General features: G+C 35.6%; 18 protein-coding genes. 14 read left to right on the top strand and 4 right to left on the bottom strand.

The genetic code is table 11. The annotated features are described in order from the left end of the window. Window positions 1-4 precede the first annotated feature (4 nt). From NBT05_RS07110 to NBT05_RS07085, 6 genes are all read left to right on the top strand, one after another. A complete protein-coding gene (locus tag NBT05_RS07110; protein ID WP_265772802.1) occupies window positions 5-1387 on the top strand; it encodes a sialate O-acetylesterase in 1383 nt (460 codons plus the stop codon). A gap of 26 nt (window positions 1388-1413) precedes the next feature. After that, window positions 1414-2877, top strand: a complete 1464-nt coding sequence (locus NBT05_RS07105) for an arylsulfatase (RefSeq protein ID WP_265772801.1) — start codon at window positions 1414-1416, stop codon at window positions 2875-2877. Between the two features lie 5 nt (window positions 2878-2882). Further along, a complete protein-coding gene (locus NBT05_RS07100) occupies window positions 2883-3335 on the top strand; it encodes a nuclear transport factor 2 family protein (RefSeq protein ID WP_265772800.1) in 453 nt (150 codons plus the stop codon). A 459-nt stretch (window positions 3336-3794) separates the two neighbouring features. Beyond that, a complete protein-coding gene (locus NBT05_RS07095; protein WP_265772799.1) occupies window positions 3795-4646 on the top strand; it encodes an alpha/beta fold hydrolase in 852 nt (283 codons plus the stop codon). A 16-nt stretch (window positions 4647-4662) separates the two neighbouring features. After that, window positions 4663-5058 (top strand): DoxX family protein, encoded by a 396-nt coding sequence (locus NBT05_RS07090; protein WP_265772798.1) that lies wholly within the window; start codon window positions 4663-4665, stop codon window positions 5056-5058. Between the two features lie 29 nt (window positions 5059-5087). Beyond that, complete coding sequence (locus tag NBT05_RS07085; RefSeq protein WP_265772797.1) at window positions 5088-5720, top strand: NAD(P)-dependent oxidoreductase; 633 nt, start codon at window positions 5088-5090, stop codon at window positions 5718-5720. Window positions 5721-5810: 90 nt separating this feature from the next. Here NBT05_RS07085 and NBT05_RS07080 read toward each other — a convergent pair whose 3' ends face one another. From NBT05_RS07080 to NBT05_RS07065, 4 genes are all read right to left on the bottom strand, one after another. Continuing rightward, window positions 5811-6518, bottom strand: coding sequence for a hypothetical protein (locus tag NBT05_RS07080; RefSeq protein ID WP_265772796.1), 708 nt, complete (start codon window positions 6516-6518; stop codon window positions 5811-5813). Between the two features lie 63 nt (window positions 6519-6581). Further along, a complete protein-coding gene (locus NBT05_RS07075; protein WP_265772795.1) occupies window positions 6582-7844 on the bottom strand; it encodes a hypothetical protein in 1263 nt (420 codons plus the stop codon). A 28-nt stretch (window positions 7845-7872) separates the two neighbouring features. Further along, complete coding sequence (locus NBT05_RS07070; RefSeq protein ID WP_265772794.1) at window positions 7873-9423, bottom strand: sulfatase family protein; 1551 nt, start codon at window positions 9421-9423, stop codon at window positions 7873-7875. Window positions 9424-9807: 384 nt separating this feature from the next. Next, window positions 9808-11415, bottom strand: a complete 1608-nt coding sequence (locus NBT05_RS07065; RefSeq protein ID WP_265772793.1) for a glycoside hydrolase family protein — start codon at window positions 11413-11415, stop codon at window positions 9808-9810. A 545-nt stretch (window positions 11416-11960) separates the two neighbouring features. Here NBT05_RS07065 and NBT05_RS07060 point away from each other — a divergent pair. The 8 genes from NBT05_RS07060 to NBT05_RS07025 all read left to right on the top strand — a co-directional run bounded on the left by NBT05_RS07060 (window position 11961) and on the right by NBT05_RS07025 (window position 26328). Further along, entirely contained in the window at window positions 11961-14606 is a 2646-nt protein-coding gene (locus NBT05_RS07060; protein WP_265772792.1) for a hypothetical protein, read from the top strand. A 77-nt stretch (window positions 14607-14683) separates the two neighbouring features. Next, window positions 14684-16159 (top strand): sulfatase, encoded by a 1476-nt coding sequence (locus NBT05_RS07055; RefSeq protein WP_265772791.1) that lies wholly within the window; start codon window positions 14684-14686, stop codon window positions 16157-16159. A gap of 50 nt (window positions 16160-16209) precedes the next feature. After that, window positions 16210-17823 (top strand): T9SS type A sorting domain-containing protein, encoded by a 1614-nt coding sequence (locus NBT05_RS07050; protein ID WP_265772790.1) that lies wholly within the window; start codon window positions 16210-16212, stop codon window positions 17821-17823. 29 nt (window positions 17824-17852) lie between these two features. Further along, on the top strand, window positions 17853-19268 hold the full coding sequence (locus NBT05_RS07045; RefSeq protein WP_265772789.1) for a sulfatase: 1416 nt from the start codon (window positions 17853-17855) through the stop codon (window positions 19266-19268). A 67-nt stretch (window positions 19269-19335) separates the two neighbouring features. Further along, on the top strand, window positions 19336-20706 hold the full coding sequence (locus tag NBT05_RS07040; protein ID WP_265772788.1) for a sulfatase: 1371 nt from the start codon (window positions 19336-19338) through the stop codon (window positions 20704-20706). Window positions 20707-20875: 169 nt separating this feature from the next. After that, window positions 20876-22297 (top strand): sulfatase-like hydrolase/transferase, encoded by a 1422-nt coding sequence (locus NBT05_RS07035; RefSeq protein WP_265772787.1) that lies wholly within the window; start codon window positions 20876-20878, stop codon window positions 22295-22297. A gap of 109 nt (window positions 22298-22406) precedes the next feature. Beyond that, the gene (locus NBT05_RS07030; protein WP_265772786.1) at window positions 22407-23972 is read left to right on the top strand and encodes a sulfatase; all 1566 of its coding nucleotides are present in this window, start codon (window positions 22407-22409) and stop codon (window positions 23970-23972) included. 16 nt (window positions 23973-23988) lie between these two features. Then, window positions 23989-26328: a glycoside hydrolase family 2 TIM barrel-domain containing protein gene (locus tag NBT05_RS07025; protein WP_265772785.1), complete on the top strand. Its 2340-nt coding sequence runs from the start codon at window positions 23989-23991 to the stop codon at window positions 26326-26328. Window positions 26329-26331 lie beyond the last annotated feature (3 nt).

Raw genomic sequence — 26331 nt, 5'->3', positions numbered from 1 at the left:
AAATATGATAGAAAAAGGTATTCTGATTTGTTTGACATTCTTTGTTACCTCTCTATATGCAGAGGTAATACCAAATGGGTTGTTTAAAAGTAACATGGTTTTACAGCGTAATAAACCTATTGCTATATTTGGTAAGGCTACAACGGAAAAAGTAGTAGAAATAACTTTTAAAGGAAAAACCTATAAGGCAAAAGTTAAGAGGGGTACCTGGAATATCTTTTTAGAAGAAGCAAAAGCAGGTGGCCCTTTTAGGCTTACTATAAAAGGAGAAAACAAGATTGACCTTTTAAATGTTATGGTGGGAGAAGTTTGGGTTTGTTCCGGGCAATCCAATATGGAAATGCCGGTAAAGGGGTTTGAAGGTCAGCACGTAAACGGAAGCAATTTAGCCATTTTAAATAGTAAGAATAATCAATTACGCTTTTTTAACGTTGGCAGAAAAATAGCAGATGCCCCTTCAGATACAATTTCCGGACAATGGCAATTATCAAAACCCGAAACGGTTAAGAATTTTAGTGCAACCGCTTATTTTTATGGTAAATTATTACAGGAAAAATTAAAAGTCCCAGTAGGTTTGATTTTAAGTAGTTGGGGTGGTACTCCGGCAGAAGCCTGGACACCAAAAAGTAGTATAGATGCAGAATTTGCAGGTTTTGACAAATGGAATACAGATGATAAAAAACCTCAAAAAAACCCGTCTGTTTTATACAATGGGATGATACACCCCTTAATCCCTTTTACCATAAAAGGGGTTATCTGGTATCAGGGAGAATCAAATAAAAGTTATCATCACAATTATACGGAACTATTTACTGCTTTAATAAAGTCATGGAGAGTTGCCTGGAACCAAGGGGATTTTCCGTTTTATTTTGTACAAATCGCACCTGTAGGATGGGGTGGGGATGCACAGGCATTCTTACGGGAAAAACAATTAAGGACTATGATGAATGTTGAAAATACAGGAATGGTAGTAACTTTAGATATTGGCGATAAATACTGTATTCATCCTCCTGAGAAAAGAAAAGTAGGAGAACGATTGGCATTATGGGCATTAGCAAAGGATTACGGCTATGATGGTATTGAGTTTAGCGGACCAATTTATAAATCAATGGAAGTCAAATCAAATAAGGTTTTATTACATTTTGATTATGCACCTAATGGGGTTACTACAATGGGAAAGGAACTGACAGGTTTTGAAGTTGCTGGTGAAGATCGAATATTTTATACCGCAACAACTAAAATTACAAAAGGAAGTTTAGAAGTTTGGAGTGATCGCGTGGCAAAGCCGGTAGCAGTAAGGTATGGCTGGTCTCAATATATAGATGGAGCTTTATATAATACCGCAGGGCTGCCTGCCTCTTCATTTAGAACAGACAATTGGGATTAATAGGAAATTATCTAAGGATATTGAAAATGGAAAGTTTAACTGCTCGTACTTTTTTAGGATGCATAGTACTACTCTGCTCATCCTGTCTTACGACTAAAGAAGCAACAACCGTTGTTAAAAAGAATACAAAACCAAATATCATCTACATTCTGGCAGATGATATGGGGTATGGGGATGTAGGTGTGTACGGCCAGGAGAAGATTAAAACCCCTAATATTGACCGGTTGGCCAGAGAAGGTATTAAGTTCACCAATCATTATGCAGGACAAACCGTTTGTTCGCCATCAAGATGTGCCTTAATGACCGGTATGCACATGGGGAACGCTTCTGTAACTAGAAACGGACAATTAATGAATCCCGACGATGTTACGGTTGCAGAACTTTTAAAAAAAGCCGATTATACCACAGGTATTATCGGTAAATGGGGGTTGTCCGAAGGCACTTTTGCAAAAAACAGTCCGAACCAGCAAGGTTTTGACCATTACTTTGGATTTCAAAATCAAGGTTTTGCACATTTTTATTACCCTGAATATTTATGGCGAAATCAAACCAAAGTGGTCTATCCCGAAAATTTAAATATTCGGGATAAAGATGGTTCTTATATGGTGGGTAAAGGCACCTATTCACATGATGAATTTGCTAAAGAATCTTTAGAATTTATAAGAAATAATAAAGACAAACCTTTTTTCCTGTACTTGCCCTTTGCGATTCCTCATGCGGAGTTAACGGTTCCTGAAGATTCTAAAGAACCCTATAAAAATTTAAACTGGCCGGAAACACCTCATAAAGTGGGTGGTGGCGCCCAAAAAGGAAACGGATATGGAAGTCAATATACTGATGGGTACTGCGCACAAGATCAACCAAATCTAACCTATGCGGGTATGATCTCACGGATGGATAAAAATATTGGGCGTATCATCGCATTGCTTAAAGAATTAAATCTGGAAGAAAATACCATTGTCATGTTTGCGAGTGATAATGGACCTTCAAATGAAGGTGGGCAAGACATCTCGTTTTTTAATAGTTCCGGAGGCTTAAGGGGTAAGAAAAGAGATTTATATGAAGGTGGGATTCGGATTCCATTTATAGTAAGATGGAAAGGAGTCGTCAAAGAAAACCAGGTTTCTGATCATGTGAGTGCCTTTTGGGATTTCTTACCTACAGCGTGCGAATTAGCGGCAATACCCATTCCCGATCATATTGACGGGATAAGTCTGGCACCTACTATTTTTGGCAGAAATAATTTTCAAAAGAAACATAAATACCTATATTGGAATTGGGAACACGGAAAAAATCCTTATTACGAAGCTGTACGTGTAAACGATTGGAAATTGTTTAGAATAACACCTAAAAAAGGTGAAAATAACCCCTCTTATTTTGAATTGTATAACTTAAAGAACGATATTTATGAAACTACAAATGTGGCAGATAAACATCCGGATTTAATTACAAAATACGCTTCTTATCTGGATGAAGCTTCCACTAAATAACAAGAATGAAACAAGTATCTAAATTTATCGTATTTCTCTTATTCCTTATAACTTCTTTTGTTCAGGGACAAACAAAACAAGATTCTTTAGATATTAAACAGGTTGCGCTGGATTATATAGAATCACAACATAATGTAAAGCCAGAACAGTTTGAGAGAGCCGCTCATCCTCGAATGGTCAAAAGAACATTTTGGACAAATAAAAAATCGGGAAAGGAATATTTACGAGAAACCTTTACGGACGCTATGATTTTATTAGCTGAAACGTACAATACCAACCAGGATAAGTTTCCTATAAAACCAAAAAAAGAAGTAATTATCCTGGATGTGTACGATAAGGTTGCTTCTGTCAAATTAATAGCAGATGATTGGATTGATTATATGCACATAGTAAAACTTAATATGAAGTGGCAACTAGTAAATGTACTTTGGCAGTATAACGATTCCGCCCAGCAGTAATTTTATTTATAGTCCAAGATTATACAGAAAATACTAGTCAATGTAGCCTATGTTAATTCTTTTTTTAAGCTTAATGTATTTTGCACATCAAATTATTCCTACCTAATTCAAAAAATCCATAATGACTATTTAAAATAAATTTAAAGCTACTTGTAAGGTTGGCAAATAAATCAACACTAAGTTAAAGTCTATTGAAAATACGAGGAATTATGGATGAGAGGTTATTACAAACCAGATGTAAAAGCATCTAATAATCAATCTTAGATTTTTTTTAATTAAAACTGTAATAAAAAATATTACATTAAATAAAATTGAATTGTAGTAAAAATGACACAGACCTCGTTTTTGCTTTAATAGTAGCAATTGTCTGTGGATCATAAGAACCAATTAAACTTCCTTTTTTAAAAAGAAGAAAAAAGTAGAAAATGTAAAGCTCACTAGAAACTTAAAAAACACCTAATGAATACAAAGAACAAAATAATTGAAATTAACGGAATCTCTTTATTTTATAGAGAAGCCGGAATAAAGAATAAGGAAACTATCCTTTTATTACATGGCTTTCCCAGTTCCTCCTATATGTACACGGGATTGATAGAAGAGTTATCTGATGACTATCACCTTATCGCGCCGGATTATCCAGGTTTTGGATTAAGTGCAACCCCTGCCCCATCAGCGTTTGAATATACCTTTGATAATGTATCTAAAATAATGGATGCATTTATAGATGCTCTTGAATTGAACTCTTTTCACCTATTAGTTCAGGATTATGGCGGACCTATCGGATTTAGAATCGCAACAAATAGACCGGAATTAATTAAAAGCCTGATCATTCAAAATGCCAATGCATATATGGAAGGATTAGGCGAATGGGCTATGAAAATTGGTGAATTTCAAAAAGCAAATGATATGGATGGCCTTCATAATTTTAAGGATTATCTACTATCCATTGACGGACTGAAGGAGCAACATCTTGGTGGTGCTTCCAGGCCTTCGGATATTGATCCCTCTTATTACTTGATGGATAATGCTTTTTTAAGTAGAACAGGTGCTAAAGAAATACAAGCTGCTATGTTTTTTAATTATGGTTCTAATTTTCCTAAATATCCGGAATGGCAAAATTATTTTAAAACTCATCAACCTAAAACTTTAGTTGTTTGGGGTGAAAATGATAAGTTTTTTACAAAAGTAGGAGGAGAAGCATACGGTAAAGATTTAGAAAACATTGAAATGCATTTTTTTAACGGAGGTCATTTCGTATTAGAAGAATATGCTAGTGATATAGCCAAAATCATCAATAAATTTATAAAATAGTAACCTTTAAATTAAAATGATGAAAAAAAACAAAATTATATATTGGGTGGCAACTGCCATTATGATCCTGGTCTTTTCATTTTCAGCAGGAATGTACCTATTCAGTTATGGAAGAGCCAGTGGTTTTTTTATACATCTCGGATTTCCTACCTGGTTAATTTACCCTTTGGCTATTCTTAAAATCTTAGGAATAATGGTTATACTTCTTAAAAAGTCTTATTTCTTAAAAGAACTGGCCTATGCCGGATTTCTATTTGATGCCCTCTTAGCATTCTCAGCACATACCGTAGCAAATGACGGGAGTAGTGCCATGTCAATCATAGCTATTGTAGCTACCATTGTATCATGGATTTATGACCGAAAAGTATTTCCTAGAGTAAAATACAAGTTTAATTACTTCGCCAAAATTTAAATAACAATATTCATTAAAAATATAAAATCATGAAAGTAACCATTATCGGAGCCGGTGGAAACATTGGACAAAGAATTACAAAAGAAGCCACAACAAGAAATCATGAATTACGATTAATCACTTCAAAAGAAAAGAGTTTTTTTGGAATAGATGATGTAGATATTAAGGCGGTTGATATTTTTGATACGGAAACCCTGGCAGAAAATTTAAAAGGAAGTGATGTAGTGATCAGCGCGTATGCACCACCTCATGAAAATACGGACTTAATTATAGATGCCACAAAATCATTAGTAGAAGCATCCAAAAAAGCAGAGGTGCGATTAATAGCTGTAGGCGGAGCCGGTAGTTTAAAAGTTAGTGAAGATTTATTATTAGTAGATGCTCCCGATTTTCCGGCAGATTATAAATCCATTGCGGTTTCTCATCAAAAAGCACTGGAAGATATCTACCTAAAAGAATCCGAATTGAACTGGACAAATGTTTCTCCGTCTGCATACATTTTTGAAGGCGAAAGAACTAATCAATTTAGAATAGGGGAGGATTATTTATTAGCAAATGATAAAGGGGAAAGTGCTATCTCTATGGAAGATTTTGCCGTTGGTATACTAAACGAGGTTGAAAATGCTTCTTTTTCTAAAAAACGCTTTACTATAGGGTATTAGTAAAATAAGCTATACACAGCGGTTAAGGGTTAAACTTTAACCGCTATTGTAAACTCCTTCGAAGCAAATTTAAGAATTAACTATACTTCGTTACTTATCTAGTGACCAAATTTTAAAATTATCAAATTCTACAGCAGCATTCCATAATGCCAGAACTGTTTCTTTCTTAAACTTATGATCAAATCCAGGGGATTTTTTACATGCTATAAGCTTTTCATTTATAAACACAGATAATTCGTCTTTGATAAAAAGCAAAGTCAAGGTTCCCCATTCTTCTAATTCTAAATTTATAGGGTACTTGCAATACTTATCTTTAACCATCTCCCTACCCTTCCGTTCTTTTTCTGCACTTCCACTTTTAATAAGTGCCCAGACGTCATTGCGGTGCACTCCTGTAAATTGATCTACCAGTTGAACTCTGGTTGGTGTAATAGAGACCTGACATACGTGACCATAATGCACAAATTCCGTAGCATCTTCATCATTAAAATTAATATGAAACCCTCTTTTTTTATTAAACCCCTTGTCCAGCATTCTGAAATCTACCTGTAGTATGCCATCATCAAAAGGTACAGTCCGGGCAACAGACGCTCCATGATTAGCATCTGCGCTTACTTCGAGATATAATCTATTTTGTACAATAGCACTTTGTTTGACATTAGTACTACTTAGATTGGGTCTCCATTCCTTATTCAGATAATTTACAGAATCTTTAATTTCCAATCGGTTAAAATCATCTTCAAATAGTAAAACTGCGGTTTTCAAATAATCATTTAAGGCAGTTTTTTGAGCATTCATTGAACTTATGACAACTAATAGCATACATATGAAATATCTCATATAAAGAAAGAATATCAAATTTTAATTTGGTTTTTTCTGACTTAATAATTCTTTAATACCCTTCTTTTTTGTATTAAGATTTTCTGGTGTAATGATATCGGGATGATGTGTAAAGCCAGTAGCTTTTATATTAGTAATTTTAACGTTATTATCTTTTTTGAATAAATGGGCAACGGCAGCAATAGACGGACCAAAAAACTGTTTTTCTCCGTTAGTTGTAACTACTTGAATTTTAGGATGTAATTCTATGGGATACTTGTCCAAATGAGCATATTTTGTCTCAATGGGACCATCTTCATAAACTGCTTTTACCTTATCAATAGTTACAGATTGAAAAGTGCCGTGAGTCTTTTTTGGGTTTTCATCAAAGTTTTTTCTGGATACAAAAGCAGCTTCCAAAATAACGGCAAATTCGCTACCATAAGCACTGATATCTTTGGCAACAATATCTCCATGATCTAAAGTATGTGCCTGTAATAATAGTGCTGCCTGCCCTTTTCTAGAGATCAAATTCTCAACAGTAATATCGTATAAACCTCCGGTACCGGAATCGTTCATTTTTTTATAACCTGTTTCTAATCTTACGGCTACACCCCCTATACTTTCAATATCTTTAAAAACTATATTCAGACCGGATTGTGCCTGTACAGCTCCAAATTCGTAATTTGCATTTATCGCTTTAAAATTTTCTACAAGACCGTCCGTTGGTATTAAACCTATCCCATTCTTTTCTCCTATCCAACCCAGGACAAGGCTACTGTAAAGAGTTTTATTATCATCGATAGTAATATTAGCAATTTTAAAATTTTTACAATTGCCAATATTAAAAGCTCTTAACATAGCGGTTTCTTCAGAAAAATTAATTCGTACATTATTCTTCTTTGAACCTCTTATAGATACATTTTCAGTAAAGTTTTTTCTACCTAATTGAAAAATATTTCCGGATTTTAAACCCTTTTTTAAATGTACCGGAGCTTTTTCCATATCAGGTCGAATAATCACATCTTTTTCAAAGATGATATGTACATTACTTTGCAGGTTTATGTTTAATATTGTATATGTTCCACTAGAAACGACAACATGTCCCCCGCCTGCTTTATAAACCTCGCTTATTGCTTTTTGAAACAAAACATTATCGTTACTATTTGACTTTTTGATTGTTAGTATTTTCTTAGGTTCCCGGTAACTATCCGGTTCTTTATATTGTGAGAACGTGTATTGACTTAAGAAAATAAGAACCGTTAAGACAAAAAACTTAAAATTCGTTGTTTTATGTATATTCATTGTTTCAATTTTAGGTTTAGGATTGTTATTAGTTAGTTTTAGATAGAAAACCTACCTGTTTCCAGGTAAAGTTGATGGCATCATTCTTTTGAACTTTACCCGGTGTGCTTCTTCCTTCTTCAATATATTTTATAAGAAGTTGCTCTAACTCCTGGTACTTAGTTGAAGAATCACGATATAAATTATTAGTTTCCGAAGGGTCTTCGGCTAAATTATACAGTTGATATTCCGGTGCTTCAGTTTCTGACAATTCTTTTAATTCTTTATATCCTCCATCCCCTTTACATAGAATTAGTTTCCAATCTCCCTTTCTGATTGAAAAAAAACCTCCGCTTGAGTGATGAACAGTTGCCTCTCTAAAGTTTCCAGAAATCTCTTTACCTTTAAATAAAGGTACTAAACTATAGCTATCTTCGCCTTCGTTATCCGGAATTTCATAATTTAATATTTCCGCACAGGTGGCATAAAAATCCGTAGTACAGATAGTTTGATCCGAAACAGAATTAGGTGAAATTACCCCGGGCCATTTTGCGATAAAGGGAACTCTATGCCCCCCTTCAAAGATAGAAGCTTTCATTCCCCTAAAATGTTTAGTTGGGTGGTGACCAAATTGATGTAATACTTTTGCGTTTGCCTTAGGAGAAGTACCGTTATCACTGGTAAAAATAATCAGAGTATTATTTTCCAACCCTTGTTCTTTTACTGTATTAAATAACGTTCCCAGGTAGGTATCTATCATCATGATAAAATCAGCGTACGGATTGATTCCGGATTTTCCTATAAATTCTTCGGTAGGTAAGATAGGGGTATGCGGAGAAGGTAATGGCAAGTACAAAAAAAACGGTTGTTTAGTATCCTTTTTAGACTTTATATACTCAATAGACCTGTTTATGAAGTTAGGGGTTACTTCTTTATGTTTGAAATCGGTGGCAATAAGCCCTTTCCTCCGGAAAGCGTATCCGTTTTTTCTATCAATGATCCTTTCTGTCTTTGCCGTAGGCATTCTGTTTTCCACATAAATATAAGGTCCCATATCCAGGGAACCATTAATCCCATAAGCATAATCAAAGCCTAAATCATTAGGAGAATGACTTATAGGTTTTGAATAATCGTAGTTGCTTTGCTTTTTAGGACTCCCCTTAGGGTTTTCTATTTCTGCCCAATTCCACCCCAGATGCCATTTACCGATAAAGGCAGTTACATAACCCTGACTTTGAAGTAAGGAGGCAATCGTTTTTCTTTTCTTCGGAATTAAGGCAGGAGAAGTTCCTTTCAAAACCCCTTTCTTTAAAACTGTGCGCCAATTATACCTACCAGTCATAATACTGTAACGAGTAGGTGTACAAACTGAAGATGAAGTATGTGCATCTGTAAAACGCATTCCTTCTTTTGCCAATTGATCTATATTCGGAGTTTTAATTTTTCCTTGTTTATTAAAACTACTTATATCACCAATACCTAAATCATCTGCCAGGATATAGATAATATTTGGTTTTCCTTTAATTCCGGAAGATTGTGCCCTATTATCCTGAAGTGTACTTATCGTCAAGATAATTATAAGTAATAATATGTATTTCATATGAACTGAAAAATTATAATAGGCACTTATTTAATGCATTTATGCTAATTTGGTATCAGATTGGTATTTAAAACAAACTTCTTTAACTACTTCTAAATTCTTGTACCTCTACATGATTAATTTGTATGCTATAGTAAAAATTACAGATTAATCAGCTTAACAATTAGTTAATTATTACAGGTAAAAACTTAAAATGATTGATTTCTAATTAACAAAAATTTTATCATTATTTCAATCAAATATGAATTTCATTTTAAAATATTAGGTAAAGCTTCCCTTTGAATTTTAAAGTCAAGAATCTGTTTAAAATCTATACGCCAACTAAAATTTCCGGTTTAATTTTAACTAAATAATAAGCTACTCCCCTATTATATAGCCTTTCTATTATTTTACAATGACATTTTTTGTCAATGAAATAGGCTCTAAGTTTTTTGATTCAATTATAGTTCTCACCATTAATTTTTCTCCTTTTACAAAGGTTCCGGAAGACTTAATTTTTACTTTTTCCTTTCCAAAAGGTTCGATCTGACCTACGGTAGCTGTACCTAAAACTATTTCTCTTCCGGAAATATCAATTAAGTTTATTTTTAGTTTTGATTTATTTGAAACTATTTGTCCAAAATTTTCTACTTCTACATTTATATTAAGACCATTATTAGACAATGTAAATTCAGGAAGTCTCGAGGATAAAATAGGTGTGATATAAGTGATTCCCGGTAATTTAGAATACCCAAAAAGTAAATTTCCATCCATTGTTTTACCCAGTAATTTTCCGGCAAAATTATCTTTTGTTAGCCCATTTCCTTTACCGCTAAAAACAACAATCAGGTCTTTACCGGATTTTACTGTTTTCAAGACTTTACTACCTCCTCCAAAATTAACTTCTTCAGATGCTCCAAATCTAAGAGACTTAATATTTATGGCGGTATGTGGGTCAAAATCATCTTCCGCAAGAATTTTGATTTTAATTTCCTTAGTTTTAGAATCAATAAAATTTTTATTTTCAATCTCTGCTAGCACGCCTTTGTTTAAAGGAACTGCTATCCATTTTGAACTATGGGTATCATTACCTAAATCCGAATGCTTTAATGTATCGATTACGGCAAAATTAGCTTGATATACTCTACCGAATTTGTCCTGGTTTAATTTTACCCGCTCGTATTTAAACCAATCTTCGTGAATACCGTTTTCATGTTTTGAAATACTACCGGGCATATAGGCTTCTCCGGGATCTACTACCCAATCCACACCATCTTTAGAACGCAGGTACCAGGCCATCCTACCTTTCCAGTCGTTGACAATCATATAGTATTGCACATGATCTCTCCATACAAACGGATCTTCAAATTTACCCGCTACCTTGGGATAATTTGTAGTTTCTGAAACCCGGTAAAAAGTGGAAATTCCATCTTTGCTAAACCACGATTGTCCGTGTCTGTTGATCATTAAAAAACTACCATCCTCTCTTTGGGTAAAGGTACAGTTGGTCATATAATTTTTCTGTTTGGTATCTTTTCTGTCCCGATCATCAAATTGGTATCGAGAAGTTTGCCAAATACCATTGATACTATCTGCAATGTATCTTTTATCAATTGTATAAATTACGCACTTTCCATTTTTAGAAATGTACCATTCCGGATTATGACCTTTGCCTAAACCCTCACTTTTAATCACCTTATAAGGACCGTAAGAATTTTTTGAAACTGCATGTACCAATGTAGATTCCGGCCATTCAAAATGCCCTTTTTCGGCTTTCTCCGGCCATCTGCAAACTATTAGATGAAATAATCCGTCCTTGTCTAACCGGGTATTCCCTCCCCAATAAGACCAGTCTGGGTCTTCAATCCCATTATTAACATCCCTGGGAATTACGTTTGCGCTTCCCCAGGTATCGCTAGTCATTCCACCTAGATTTGGCATAAGTTTTATCCTATCCACAAACCTACCGCCCAACACCAGGTTTTTCCATACTGCGGGTTTTTCTCTTACCACCACCTGTTTTTCCTGTTTTGAGCATTTATTTGAAAAGGAAAAACAAATAGTAATAGCAATACTATAATTTTTAATATTGAAGTATACATAAATGAAAGTCGATTTTAGAATAGTGCATTTTAGAAACTTTTACTTACTATGACCTGTTGTTTTGTATTAGTTTACACCTTTCAAAACAATATACAATTAAGTTATAAAAGTACTTACCAGCAACTTTAAAACCAGTAAATACATATCGTTTACGTACGGGTACATACTTATTTACAAAGAAGTTGAATTTTGTGAATTAATGTACTGCTTATTATGAGTATTACCATCATTCAACTGTTAAAGCCACTATTCTTTTTTACCTTCATCTTGTTTTTAAAGTACTGCAAGAAAACAATGAAGTTAAAAAATCGAACACTACTTCGGATTATAGCCAAAGAAGGATCACTATACATAGATGCTTACAGAGATACTATGGTTAAACATTATATTCCGGTTTTAGATCAACGTCAACCATGTACGAAATCGGTTATAGTACTAAACAAGGATAGTAAGCAATGATATATAAAATACCCTTGATACTGCTGTTATTAGTCACCTTAGTGACAAACTCACAAAACTTTTCTACCGACGGTCATATGATTAGGAATGCTGAGATAGCTACTGTAAGCGGTAATAGTGTATTCTATTTTTCAGAATTGTCTGGTAGTATTTCTTTATATTCTCTAGAAGGGAAGAAGATTTGGGAATATCAAACACAAACACCAGCGGTTATATTTGAAATAAAAGCCGTAGATATCACTAATGATCAAAATGACGATGTATTAGTAGCCAGTGGAGACGGAACCATATATGCTTTAAGCAGTTCCGGACAATTACTATGGGCCTTCAATCCCGGGCATAAAGTGCGGTTTTCAGAAATCGCAGTAGTAAATAACAATAATCAAATTCAGGTTTTTGCCGGTGGTAATGATTATAAATTATATGAATTAGATGACCAGGGACAATTGGTTTCTACAACCACCATAAAAGGTGTTGTACGAAAAATTGAAGCCGGAAATTTTCTGGAAGCGAACAAGCCATGCCTTTTTTTACTAACCTATAATCACGATAAGTATCGTTGGGAATTTATGGGTTTTTTAGATGCTGAAACCAAGCAAGTGATTAAACAAACCTCTTTTAAAAACGATAAATTAAAAGAAGTTAAACAATCAATGATTACCGATATTAAAGTAGCAGATCTTGATGGCGACAATAAAGATGACCTCCTACTTTTTAATGATCTGAATTTTTTAGCACAATGTATTGGAATAAATGGCAATTTTGACATTATTACGAATTTTAAAGCTTCTAATAAGGAAAAACAACGGTACGCCCATTCCAAAGGGGTTTTTCTGGCAAATAGAAAGGAGATTGTTTTACAACATGGCGGTATACTGTTTGTACTGGACAATAAAGGTAATTTAATCGCTAGAAACGGAACAAGGTACGGAAGTCCGGTACATAACGATTTTGTATTTGATCAAAGGTCAAATCAATTAGTGGCAACAGGAGAAGTTGACGGAGGAAATGGGGTGTATTTTTATAATACCTTAAAAGATAAATGGTGGCAACAAAACCACCCATTACAAGGGAGAATGCTGGAAGTTGCACAAAACTTAACAACACTTTACCAGCAGACACTTAACTTTACACTCCCGGATTACCAAAAAAAATCAAACCGTGATTGGGTTATGATTACCTCAAAAAAAGTAAATCCTAAAGTAAAAAATTTAAAAGGAGGAACCCTTAAATTTGTAGTCCAAAAATCTCCAAAAGAAAATACGGATCGCTCTTCTTTAGTAAAAATTATTGGAAAGAGTGCTTTAAAAAGGGACAAAAGAGGCAATTACAATGATAGCAGAGAAGATATTGTCAAAACAGCCATAGAATATGAAAAAAAAGGGCAGGCATTTACCTTCTGGGCCGGTCATGGAAATGATCCTTTTTACCTTCAAATAGAAACCATGGAAAAAGTCCTGGAGGTTGCACCCACTACCTGTTACGGATTTATATATGCTGAAATGGATAATACGGAAGATCCTAGGGTAGTTCATTTAGTTAATGAATATATGCCTCGATTGGCTAAAGCAATCCGAAAAAATAATAAGGCAAAGGTCTATTTCAGGTATAAAAATATGTTCTGGGCGGCTACCTCTCATTTGCCACTTTGGAAAAATTTGTTTTTTTCAGGAAAATACAAGGATTTTTTAATTCCAGCTTCTGAAGATACCAGCAATAGGGTTCAGGATCTAAATCTGGCTGGAAGAATCGGGATGCATTCCGGGGGATATGTAGATGACTTTGCTATGCGCCTGGTAGATGACAACCCGACAAGTTGGAGACCGTTATCACCCGGAGGACAAAATTCCATATCACCTTATTTGAGACAAGGGGTTGCTATGGCTAGTTACGGAGCTCGCTATGGAATTATTTTAGATAATAGTTTTACTAAGGGAGAAGGATTAGATATACTATTTGCCCTAATGAAATCAGGAGTTTTACCTGTAGTAGAAAGAGAAAATATTCAATCTATCAGCTCCTGGCATCTTATAAAAGATGTTGACGAAGATTTAATCCATTCTGTGGATAACCATCATAATCTTATGCAATATAAAAGTGATGATGATAATGCTGTTTTCTCTGTTGCGCAAATGCATTGGGCTGGTGCTTCTGTTCCTGAAAATGACTTTTCTAATATCGGCCTGGGTGTAAAATACCGTTGGCTAAACTACATACCGGAATTACCAAACGGAATGGTACCCATTGCCCCGGTAGAGTCAAAATCTTTTGTTGAAAGTCAAAAGTTACCCTATTTCATCTCTAATGGTAAAGTAGGTTTTGATAATGGAAATAAAATTAATGCTAAAACCTTCAGTAAAACTATTGAAAACAATGTAGAAGAAGGTAAAAAAAAGTTACCTATCCTGGTAAATGGTGCCTTTTGGAGTGCAATTGAGATAGACCAAAATCATACAAGAATAGTGCTGGTAGACCAGGGATATCTGGACCCACAGGACAGAGCCGTAAGGATTAGGTTTCAGACAAAGCAGCCCGTTGCCGTTCAGGATATTTTAAGTAAAGAAACGTTAAAACCAATTGATAAAATTATTGCCTTAACGGTACCTGCCGGATCTATGCGATTTGTTGATGTGACCTATTAATGGCAAAAAAACAGTATAAATAAGTAATTAAAGTACCTATGAAATATAAAAGCTTAATCCTATTCTTGTTAGTTTGCATGAGCACTATCAGCGACGCTAAGAGTCAGCAAGTGGCATCTGCTAAGCCTAGAAAAGAAATGGTTTCTAACACTTCAAAAAAACCGAATTTAATTATCATTCATACAGATGAACATAATTTTAGAACCATTAGTGCTTATCAAAAATTATTACCAAAAGAGCAAGCATTCGTCTGGGGAGAAGGTAATAATTCTAAAACACCTAATATCGATAAGTTGGCTGACGAAGGTGCCATAGCAATGAGCTACTATGCTTCAAGTCCGGTGTGTACACCTTCCAGGGCTTCGTTAGTTACCGGTTTGTATCCTCAAGCAACCGGCGCTCCTAAAAATGGATTACATATTAGAGAAGATATCCCAACTTTTGCCACAATTTTAAGAGATCAGGGATATGCAACTTCATATGTAGGTAAATGGCATCTGGCTGGAGAGGAAAAATACACCTTTGGTATAAAGTACAAAGCCGGTTTTGAAGACAATACATATATGATGACCGGAGGACACGCCCCTTATTTCCATATAAAAAATGGTAATTTTAGAGGTATTAATCAAAACGTCGCTTCAAAATTACCACAGGACGAAGTAATACATGCTACTGACTTCTTTACCGAGAAAACCTTAGCAATTTTAGAAAGGGATAAAGATCAACCTTTTGCCATAATGCTTTCTATCCCAGATCCTCATACCCCGGATTATGCAAAACCTCCGTACAACACCATGTATGAGCATTTAAAAATCGAAGCCCCAAAAACTATGGAAGCACAATACACTGCCATCAAACCTTCCTGGGCCGGTGGTCAAAACGAAAACGATAAAAATGAAGCCATAGGTAAAAAAGCATTCGCAAATGAAAAAAATGCCTTAAAACAGTATTTCGGAATGATTAGTCATATTGATGATAGTGTAGGCAGCATTTTAAAATTCCTGACAGATAATAATTTAACTGAAAATACGATTGTTATCTTTACCTCAGATCATGGAGATATGTTTTTTGAACATAACAGACGTAACAAGAGTGTACCATACGAAGGTTCTGCCCGAATCCCTTTTTTAATTCGTTATCCGGAAAAAATCCCTGCTAAAAAAGTGATCCATACAGCGTATACTAATGTAGACTTTACGCCTACCATCTTAAGTTTAATGGGAGTAAACACAGAAGCTAATTTTCACGGGCTAGATACTTCAGATGATTTTACAAATGCTCAAAAAGAAATTACAGGTGATCGAATCACCTATTTTGCTAAAAGTGGCGGATGGTGGGTATCTGCTGTAAATCATCGGTACAAACTCATTATAGATAAAAGAGAAAAACCCTACCTTTTTGATTTACAGAAAGATCCTGATGAAGTTATCAATTTTTATGAAGATCCCGAATATAAAGAAGTTGCAAAAAGAATGCAGGAAGAATTATTTAACCAATTAAAAAAGTATGATGAACCTGGTTTAAACCAAAGACAAGCCTACGTCACAAAATAATAGAACATATGAATGCAAAAATCTTAACATACTTAACTCAAACTACAGATATGAAATCTTTACTAATTTTAAAAGCCCTTTTTTTAGGAACCTTTTTTTGCCTCGCCCAAAATCCATTAGATAGACCCCTACCTCCGGACTCCTACTTTTACAATCCCAATATCAATACCACAAATAGAATGACTTTCCCGAACGGAGATAATTCTACCAGTGCACTGCAGGGGATGATAGATTCGCTGTCTTCTTCCGGAGGTGGAGTATTAACTATTAGTCCGGGTACTTATACTTTAGAAGAAGTCGATATAAAAACTGGGGTTCATATACGCGTACGCCCAAATGTTGTTTTTAAATCACCGCTTCCCGCTGAAACAATCTTTAGTGTTGGATTTGCGAATAACTTTAGAAATATAAGCAATTGGAGTTTTCAAAGTACAAATGGTACAAAATGCACATTTGATTTTACAAATTTGCAACCTAATGATAAAATCAGAGCTTTTAAATTAGGGAATACTACTAATTTTAAAGTAGCAGATATCCTGATTCTTGATAATTATACTAAGTTTAATGCCCTTTCTTCCGGTGCCGCAGGTAGTTCACCAGCTAAGTTTGCAACCTTTGGGATTATAGAAAACATGGATATTAAAAATGCACATTACGGGTACGGTCTAACCCAAAATCAAGTGGCTCAGGATATGCTATTTAGAAATTTATCAGGAGAGGGTGGAGTTACTTTGAGACTGGAATCAGGGTTTAAAGGCCTTGCCAATTTATATCTTACAGATAAAACCCCGATAATTAATAATGTATATGCCAGAAATATATCTTGTACAAACGGATCACATGCAGTGATGTTGTCCCCACATACTATTATGCAAGGGATGGTGGATATCAGAGACGTTTCCGGTACTAGTTGCCAGGCCGTAGTTTCCATTAGTTCCGGTTTTTTATCTAAAAGTAAAGGGCAAGTGGATAGCAATGGCAACCCATTGGATGGTCATACTCCCGGTACATTTTCAGAAGAATCTGTTGTTGCTAATATATCAGCAACCTATGGTACAAAAGCTCAAACCAGAGGCGGGCGTTTAAGGTACGTACCTTGTGCTTTGAGGGGAGCTATCAACTTATCCATAAATCCGGATAATGAATCTTATACCTCACCATCGATAGCACCTGTTCTTTATTTATCATTAGAAGATTATGTATCTTTTAATAATCCGGCAGGTAAATTTAAAATAGTTTTAGATAACCTTACACATACTGGTTTTTCATCAGAAGTAAGAGCAGATGGTTTGATAACCGACGGTGGAGAAAATGACTTTGAAGGATGTGATATTGACGGGCCACCAATTTTTATCGTTCGGGAAGATAGAAATACACCAAATCCTTTACAAACAAGTACAAAAGCTCAAACTTTAAATATTGAGAAAAATGAAGTATTCGGGGAGGTTAAGGTATACCAGGATTCCGGTTCAAATAAATTAATTATTAGTTCGGAGGCTTCGACAGAAATCAACCTTTATTCCGTTTTAGGTAAACTTGTGTTGTCAAAAAAGAGTAAAAACCAGAACACTGAGTTAGATGTTTCTTCGTTGTCAAAGGGATTGTATATCATACAACTTAAAACTCCAGATAGAAAGTTATCAAAAAAGATTATTTTAAACTAGGATAAAATTAGGATAACTCCCTAACCTATATGATATTGATAAACCTTATAAAAACCATATTACTTTTTTATGCCATGAGTTTTTATGCTCAAGGCAAACCTAACATTGTCTTTTTATTGGTTGATGATCTAGGTTGGGGAGATTTATGTTGCTACGGAGCTACTTTTAATGAAACACCTAATATAGATGCATTGGCAAAACAAGGGATGTTATTTACTAATGCGTATGCTTGCAGTACCGTTTGCTCTCCTTCCAGGGCAGCGATCTTAACTGGTAGATATCCTGCACGAACCCATATAACTGATTGGATTTCAGGACACAACTTTCCTTACGCAAAGCTTTCCATCCCAGATTGGAATATGAAAATCGAACATACCACAACAACCCTGGCAGAAGCGTTAAAACAAGGTGGTTACCATACGTCTTTTTTCGGAAAATGGCACCTAATACCCGAAAACCCGGGTGACTTGGCATCACATTACCCAACTAATCACGGATTCGATATAAATATAGGTGGTAATCATTGGGGAATGCCTAAAGGAAAAGGGAAATATTTTTCACCTTTTGAAATGCCTAATCTAGATGATGGAAATCCGGGAGATTTTTTAACCGATAAATTAACAGGGGCAGCCATTACCTACTTAGACACTATTCACCGGGGAAAACCATTTTTTTTGTATTTATCCTATTATACCGTTCACGGACCCCTAATGTGCCCGGAAAAATTAGAAAAAAAGTATACTGAAAAAGCGCAAAGTTTTAAGAATACAAAAAAAGAATTTATAGACCCGAAAAGAGCGGGTATGCTCACATCCTTAGACAATAGTGTAGGGCGTATTGTAAAGAAGATAGAAGCATTGGGAATTTCGGACAACACCATACTCATTTTAACTGGGGATAATGGGGGTAATTTTGACCAGACAACTGCCGGTCTTAGGGGGTATAAAGGTTTTTCTTATGAAGGTGGTGTAAGAGAACCCTTTATAGTAAGATGGCCTGGAAAAATAGCACCTAATACTACTAGCGATGAAGTTATAATAGGCACGGATGTTTACCCTACGGTTCTAGAATTAGCCGGCTTGCCTTTAAAACCGGGCGAACATCAGGATGGTATCAGTATCGCACCTTTATTAAAAGGAGATTCAAAAAATATTAATAGAGATGCTGTTTACTGGCATTATCCACATTACCATCGGACAAAACCCTACGGTGCGGTGAGAAAAGGTGATTATAAATTAATAGAGTTTTTTGAGGATGGAAGCTTAGAATTGTATAACCTGAGAAAGGACCCCAGGGAAACCCAAAACCTTGCAAGTACCCACCAAGTATTGAGCCTGGAACTATTACAAAATTTAAAAAACTGGAGGCATAGTGTCGGAGCCCAGATGATGAAAGAAAACCCTAAATATGACCCGTTAAAAGCCGAATTGAAGGTTAAAAATTAATACGTTGGTATAGCTAGTTTGATATTGATCCGGCTATAGATAAATACAGATATTTCAAATAAATCAAATGAATATATTCCATACCATAGTAATATTATGTATTACCGCTAGTTTTACAACTTGTAAAAGTCAGGAAGTAACACTCCGGGAGAAGGTACCCCAACCAGAAAAGCCGAATATAGTTTTATTATTTGTCGACGACTGGGGATGGGCAGATGTAGGTTATAGAAATCCGGTTTTTGAAACGCCCAATATCGATCAGTTTAAAAAAGAAAGTATGGACTTTACCCGTGCCTACATTCCTACTCCCACCTGTAGCCCAAGCAGGGCATCTCTTTTAACGGGTAAAGAAGCGGTAAGAATGCAAATGGTACGTCATATTTCCGGCAATCCTGAAATAGAAAAATACAGTTTGTGGCCTAAAGATCCGGTACAGATGCCTTCTATCAATTACCTACCCCTGGAAGAAATTACGTATGCAGAGCGCTTAAAAGAATATGGATATTACAACATGTTCTTGGGAAAATGGCATTTAGGACATCGAGCACATTATCCGGATAAACAAGGTTTTGACGAAATGTACGGAACTACGAACGCCGGACATCCCAGAAACTATTATTACCCGTTTTTTAAAGAAGAACAAGATGTTTTAGGATATCAAAATTCAGGGGTTAAAGAGGGTGACTACTTAACCGATGATTTAACGGAGAAAGCTACGAATTTTATTAAAAACTATGATCGTGAACAACCCTTTATGCTGTCTTTCTGGTACTACACGGTACATGGACCTTCTGTAGGTAGAAAGGATCTGTTAAAAAAATACCAGGATAAAGGATTAGAAGGTAAATACGCTCATCATGCTGCCATGATAGAAGCTTTAGACGAATCTGTAGGTAAGATTAGAAAAAGCATTAAAGAAAAAGGAATTGAAGATAATACAATTATTATATTACTATCAGACCAGGGTGGTGCTTATACGAATGCTCCGCTAAGCGGAGGTAAAAAAGGTGGAAATGCATTAGGTGAAGGTGGTGCCAGGGTGTTATTAACTATTAATTATCCGGGAGTAACGACAGCAGGTTCAGAAACCACAATCCCGGTGCAATCCATAGATATATACCCAACCTTGCTGGAAATTGTATCGGGTAAAGCATGTAAAGACGATTGGATTCAGGGTAAAAGTTTACTTCCTATTTTAAAAGGTGACAGTATCGCAGACCGGCAATTGTTCTTCTTTAGAAGTTATGAAGACCAGTATGCTGCGGTTATTGATGGCGATTATAAGCTTATAAAATATCATTCCGGTAAATTTCAACTATTTAACGTTGTAAAAGATATTAGCGAAACTACTAACTTAATAGGTACGGGACTGGAAATTGAAACGAAATTAAAAAAAGATATTGCAACCTGGGAGAAAGAAGCGGTTCCTGTATTTTAATACCATTACGTATTCCAGGAAGCAGTAGGATTATAAATTGGTTTATAGACTTTTATAAGTCATTCCCGGGTGTCAAGGAATTTTATCAGTACATACATATCCTAAACGAATAGATACAATGCTTCCTGCATTTTTAGGTTTTTTTGTAAAAAACAATAAAGGTGAATTTATGAAATTCCTTATATACACTTTTTGCTTTACCATTCTTGTTGCTTCCTGTAAAAAGGAATCTAAGAATGAGAAGAAATTTAAAGAAGAAATAGCTGCTGTTACTAAAAAAGCAGTAAAACCAAATATTATCTTTTTGCTGGCAGATGATATGGGTTACGGCGAATTAGGTGCCTACGGTCAAAAAGAAATACAAACCCCTTTTCTAGACTCATTACTGCATCAAGGCAAAAAATTCACCGATTTCTATGCTGGTACTTCCGTCTGTTCACCTTCAAGAGCCTCTTTAATGACAGGGATGCATACGGGGCATTTAAGTATTCGTGGTAACAAAGGAGCGATGGACGGTAAATGGACTAGAATACCCTTACGTAAAACGGAGATTACCATTCCGGAACTATTAAAAGAAGCGGGGTACCAATCTGCAATGATCGGTAAATGGCATTTAGGTGTTCCTGAAGACACCTCTACCTGGGCAAAAGGCAGAGGTTTTGATTATGCTGTCCAGGAGCAATGGGGAGAAGATAAAAACGGAAAAGAAATTGACGAACGTGTTCACTGGGTAAACAATGACCAGGATTCTATTTTTTATGACTATACCAAATATAAAATTCTGGATGAATTCAGAACTAATTTTGCCTTAGACTACTTAAAAAATAAAAGAAATCCTGAGAAGCCCTATTTTTTGTACATGTCTTACCGAATACCACATGCACATGAATACTATATTTCGCATAATGATTTGTATAGAGAAAAAGGCTGGCCGGAAGAAGAACGTAATCACGCCGCGAGAATTACGCTATTTGACAATCAGGTAAGGCGTTTGTTTCATCTTCTAAAAGAACAAGGCGAACTGGAAAATACATTGATCATCTTTTCCAGCGATAACGGACCACAAAAAGAAAATCATGACCCCCTTTTTTTTAAAAGTTCCGGCGGATTAAAAGGTCATAAAAGAGATTTATATGAAGGTGGTGTAAGAGAACCAATGTTTGCCTATTGGAAAGGTAAAATCAGTCCGGGAACGGTCTCTAAGCATCAGGCAACCTTTTATGACGTTCTGCCTACCCTGGCAGAAGTTGCTGGTATAAATGCCCCGGAACAAGTGGATGGCATTTCATTTCTACCGGAATTACTGGACCAGGAACAACAAAAGCATAAATATTTATATTGGGAGATTCAGGAAGGTAACAAGCCCGCAGGTTTTAAACAAGCCATCAGAGAAGGAGACTGGAAAGCAGTACGGATTGCAGATTCTTACCATACGGAATTATATAACTTAGCTAATGATATTTTTGAAACCAAAGATATCTCAGGACAACATCCGGAAATTGTAGCAGCGATGAATGATCTTTTTAAGAAGGAAAGTATTAAAAATGAATTTTACCCCTATTCAGGTGGAATTTTTAATGAAAATAATTGAAATTTAGTAATAACATAACTAAAGTATCGAATGGGTATAATTTGTATAATTTATTTAGAAAATTGAGTATACTACCCTTCTACATGGTACTTTTCAACACAAATCTGTAATGATAAAAGTAAAAATATCCAATACTTGGTTTATAGCTAGTTTATACTGTATAAGTTTACTTTCCTGCGGGCAACAAAAAAAAGAAATTGCCCAAATTGAAAAAGTACAAACAGCAGAAGCAGTAGAAATACTAAAAAAACCTAATATTATTTGGCTAATGGCAGAGGATATTAGTACGGATATTGAATGTTACGGTATGCAGGCTGTAAAAACGCCCAATCTAAACCGAATGGCAGAAAATGGCGTTCGTTTTGAAAATGCGTTTGTTACCAATCCGATCTGTTCTCCTAGCAGGTCATCGATGATGCTGGGCGTACACCAGGTTAAAAGCAATACGCATCACCACCGAAGTAATAGAGAAACTCCCCTTGATCCTCAATTTACCCCTTTTACCCAATTATTACGAGAGGCAGGTTATACAACCATTTTAGGCAACCATTCCGTAATGAACAAAGGAAGGAAAATAGACGTGAACTTCAAATATGAAAACCTGGGGGAATGGGATGGAAAAACAAAATTCGGTTTATTTGATAAATATGACACGTTTGAAAAACAAGACGAACCTTTTTTCGCTCAAATTCAATTGGTTGCAACACATAGAGGGGATTGGTGGGATGAGGTTAGGGCCAAATCAAAACATCCCGTAAACCCGAATGATGTGGTATTGCCCGAATTTATGGCAGATCATCCGACCATTCGACTGGATTGGGCCAAGTATCTGGATCAAATGGAATATATCGATGCAGAAATTGGGGTGATATTTAAAGAGTTGGAAGACAAAGGAATGGCGGACAATACGATGGTCATTTTTATTGGTGATAATGGTCGTTGTAATATTAAAGGAAAAGGCTATCTACATGATCCGGGTTTAAGAATTCCATTGATCGTTTATTATCCTGAGCAATTAAAAAAAGGAGAAATAAGAAAAGATGTGGTAAGTGCTACGGATATAACAGCTACCATTCTAGATGCGGCAGGTGTAGAAATACCTGATTTTATGACGGGTAAACCTATGTTTGATCCTGATTTTAAAAGAGATTATGTGTATGCTGCCCGCGATTTATGGGATGAAGTCGAAGAAAAGTCAAGGGCGGTAACCTCTGGTGAATGGAAATATATCAGAAACGATATGCCGAAGGTTCCTTTTGATGCACATCAGGCATATCTGGAATTTTATCGTCCGGCAGTACATGTAATGAGAACCTTAAAAAAGCAAGGTAAACTTACTAAAACACAAGAGTTTTTCTTTAAAGACACTAAACCCAAAGAAGAGTTGTATGATTTAAAAAACGATCCTTTGGAAACGAAGAATCTGGTAGCAGATCCAAAGTATGCAGAAATAGTAAAAGAGTTAAGAGAAAAGACCTTAACATTAGATAAAGAAATGGAACCGGTAAGTACTACCTATGTTCCAATAGCGTCCAAAGCTGTGGCTATTCTGGAATATGTAAAAAAAGAAAAACCTGCCTTGTATCAGGAAATGCAAAATGGTGTGGAAATCGGTTTTAAGAAAATGGCTGACGACTATAAAAAACACCTTAAAGAATCTCAAAAACAGCAATAACCCATTAACCTAATTTATGATCAAAGTTAACTCCATACTATGCCTGCTCTATACTTTTTTAATAAGCATACAAGCCTTTACACAGGAAAATTATGGCGTGGTAAAGGTAAATCAGGATTGGAAATTTAAGATACTAAAAGACACCCGTATTTCTGAAGAAGGCTTTGAACTTCCGGACTATGATGATTCTCAATGGGAAATGGTTACCTTACCTCATACTGCGCACATAGAACCACTCGTAGTAAACAACCAGTGGCAGGGAAACTGCTGGTACCGAAAAGAAATCAGCTTACCGGAAAATGATACGGATAAAAAGGTGTTTCTGGAACTAGAAGCCGCTATGAATTATTCTAAAATCTGGATTAACGGCACTGAAGTTTCTACGCATCATGGAGGCTATTTGCCCGTGGTAGTTGATGCTACCAAATATTTAAAAAAGGATACAAAAAATGTAATTGCTATCCGTTTAAATAATGAAGATAATGAGATTACCGGGCCTAAACCCTTAAAAACGCTAGACTTTAATATGTACGGTGGACTGTATAGAAACGCTTTCCTGACTTTTAAAGAAAAAGTGTACATCTCACATCCCGTATTAGCAGATAAAGTAGCTGGTGGAGGTGTATTTATTAGCTTCCCAAAGGTTGCAAAAGAAAGTTCTACAGTACGTATTAAAACACATGTGGTTAACGAAGAAGGTTCGGATAGTAACATCACTTTAGTAAATACCATATCATTTCAGGACAAAGTGATTATAAAAAAAGAGATAGTCACCACTATTGTAGCCGGTAAAGATGCAGAATTAAGCATGAATCTTGATGTCATCAATTCAAAATTATGGTCTCCTGAAAATCCGAACTTATACGTACTGGAAACCGCTATTATAAATAATGGAAAAATTGTAGATACGCAAAGAACCAGATTCGGGATTAGGGAATTTACTTTTGATAGCAATAACCAGTTGCATATTAATGGAGAAAAAACCTTTTTACGTGGGGTCAATCGCCATCAGGAATATCCTTTTATTGGTTATGCGCTTTCTGACAATGCACAATACCGGGATGCAAAGAAAATAAAAGAGGGCGGGTTCAATTATATAAGACTGTCTCACTATCCGCAATCCCCTGCGTTTATGGGCGCTTGTGATGAACTGGGCATTGTTGTGATTGATGCCATTATGGGTTGGCAATTTTACAAGGACACGGATTCTTTTAGAAACTACTGTTATCGGTCTGCCACAGAATTGATCCGGAGAGATAGAAACAGACCTTCTGTATTGGCCTGGGAAGTTTCTTTAAACGAAACAAAAATGCCGGTCTTTTTTATGGAAAAACTACATAAAATCGTCCATGCTGAATATCCCGGAGAACATGTATATTCCTGCGGATGGATGGATGAGGTATATGATATTTATCTGCAAGCCAGGCAACATCGGATTTTACATCCGCATAAATTAAAAGATAAACCCTATTCGGTTTCAGAATACGGGGATTGGGAATATTATTCTAAAAATGCAGGTCTTAATCAGGATAAATTACCTAATGACCTACGAACCGAAAAAAGTAGCCGGCAGGCAAGATCCTTTGGTGAAGAGCGCTTATTAAACCAGGCGTACAACCTACAAGAATCTCATAATGACAATTTAAATACCGTGGCGTATTCAGATAGTTACTGGGTGATGTATGATTACAACCGGGGGTATCATCCTGATATTGAATATTCCGGAATTATGGATATCTTCAGGCTTCCTAAGTTTGGATATTATTTTTATCAAAGTCAAAGAGACGCAATTGAAGGGAATGTTTTAAAAATCGCAACCTATTGGAATGAGAAATCTCCGAAGGATGTAAAAGTATTTTCAAACGCAGAAGAAGTTACCTTATTTTTAAACGATAAAGTAATTGGTACTCAAAAACCGGATTCTGGTAAAAATACAGACAAGTTATCGCACCCACCATTTACGTTTACCCTTCCTTCATTTAAGGCCGGAACTTTAAAAGCCATAGGTTATATCAACGGAAAACAAGTTTCAGAAGACCTTGTTCATACGCCTAAAGCACCTACGAAATTAAAAATCTGGTTAGATAAAAGCGGAAAAGAACCACAATCAGGAGTTAATGATGTAGTTTTTTGTTACATCGCAGCGATGGATGAAAACGGCACGGTAAACCCGAATTTTTCAGAGGAAATAAAAGTAAGCCTGGAAGGAGCTGCGTCCGTAATTAACCCGGAAAAATTAGAAGCAGAAGCAGGTATTGCCACCGCTTTATTACGAATAGGTAACGCAAAGGGTGTTCTAAAAGTTTCTGCAACTTCAAAAAAATTAAAAGGGACTGCGCAATTTAACATTCAATAGCAC

Source organism: Aquimarina sp. ERC-38, assembly GCF_026222555.1.
GTDB lineage: Bacteria > Bacteroidota > Bacteroidia > Flavobacteriales > Flavobacteriaceae > Aquimarina.
The sequence above is the reverse complement of the archived record's forward strand: the minus strand, read 5'-3'. Positions and strand labels throughout refer to the sequence as shown.

What these genes read in the sequence shown, in the direction of transcription:
- NBT05_RS07110 (WP_265772802.1), top strand. Translation starts at nt 5, where the DNA reads ATGATAGAAAAAGGTATTCTGATTTGTTTGACATTCTTTGTTACCTCT.
- NBT05_RS07105 (WP_265772801.1), top strand. Translation starts at nt 1,414, where the DNA reads ATGGAAAGTTTAACTGCTCGTACTTTTTTAGGATGCATAGTACTACTC.
- NBT05_RS07100 (WP_265772800.1), top strand. Translation starts at nt 2,883, where the DNA reads ATGAAACAAGTATCTAAATTTATCGTATTTCTCTTATTCCTTATAACT.
- NBT05_RS07095 (WP_265772799.1), top strand. Translation starts at nt 3,795, where the DNA reads ATGAATACAAAGAACAAAATAATTGAAATTAACGGAATCTCTTTATTT.
- NBT05_RS07090 (WP_265772798.1), top strand. Translation starts at nt 4,663, where the DNA reads ATGATGAAAAAAAACAAAATTATATATTGGGTGGCAACTGCCATTATG.
- NBT05_RS07085 (WP_265772797.1), top strand. Translation starts at nt 5,088, where the DNA reads ATGAAAGTAACCATTATCGGAGCCGGTGGAAACATTGGACAAAGAATT.
- NBT05_RS07080 (WP_265772796.1), bottom strand. Translation starts at nt 6,518, where the DNA reads ATGAATGCTCAAAAAACTGCCTTAAATGATTATTTGAAAACCGCAGTT.
- NBT05_RS07075 (WP_265772795.1), bottom strand. Translation starts at nt 7,844, where the DNA reads ATGAATATACATAAAACAACGAATTTTAAGTTTTTTGTCTTAACGGTT.
- NBT05_RS07070 (WP_265772794.1), bottom strand. Translation starts at nt 9,423, where the DNA reads ATGAAATACATATTATTACTTATAATTATCTTGACGATAAGTACACTT.
- NBT05_RS07060 (WP_265772792.1), top strand. Translation starts at nt 11,961, where the DNA reads ATGATATATAAAATACCCTTGATACTGCTGTTATTAGTCACCTTAGTG.
- NBT05_RS07055 (WP_265772791.1), top strand. Translation starts at nt 14,684, where the DNA reads ATGAGCACTATCAGCGACGCTAAGAGTCAGCAAGTGGCATCTGCTAAG.
- NBT05_RS07050 (WP_265772790.1), top strand. Translation starts at nt 16,210, where the DNA reads ATGAAATCTTTACTAATTTTAAAAGCCCTTTTTTTAGGAACCTTTTTT.
- NBT05_RS07045 (WP_265772789.1), top strand. Translation starts at nt 17,853, where the DNA reads ATGATATTGATAAACCTTATAAAAACCATATTACTTTTTTATGCCATG.
- NBT05_RS07040 (WP_265772788.1), top strand. Translation starts at nt 19,336, where the DNA reads ATGAATATATTCCATACCATAGTAATATTATGTATTACCGCTAGTTTT.
- NBT05_RS07035 (WP_265772787.1), top strand. Translation starts at nt 20,876, where the DNA reads ATGAAATTCCTTATATACACTTTTTGCTTTACCATTCTTGTTGCTTCC.
- NBT05_RS07030 (WP_265772786.1), top strand. Translation starts at nt 22,407, where the DNA reads ATGATAAAAGTAAAAATATCCAATACTTGGTTTATAGCTAGTTTATAC.
- NBT05_RS07025 (WP_265772785.1), top strand. Translation starts at nt 23,989, where the DNA reads ATGATCAAAGTTAACTCCATACTATGCCTGCTCTATACTTTTTTAATA.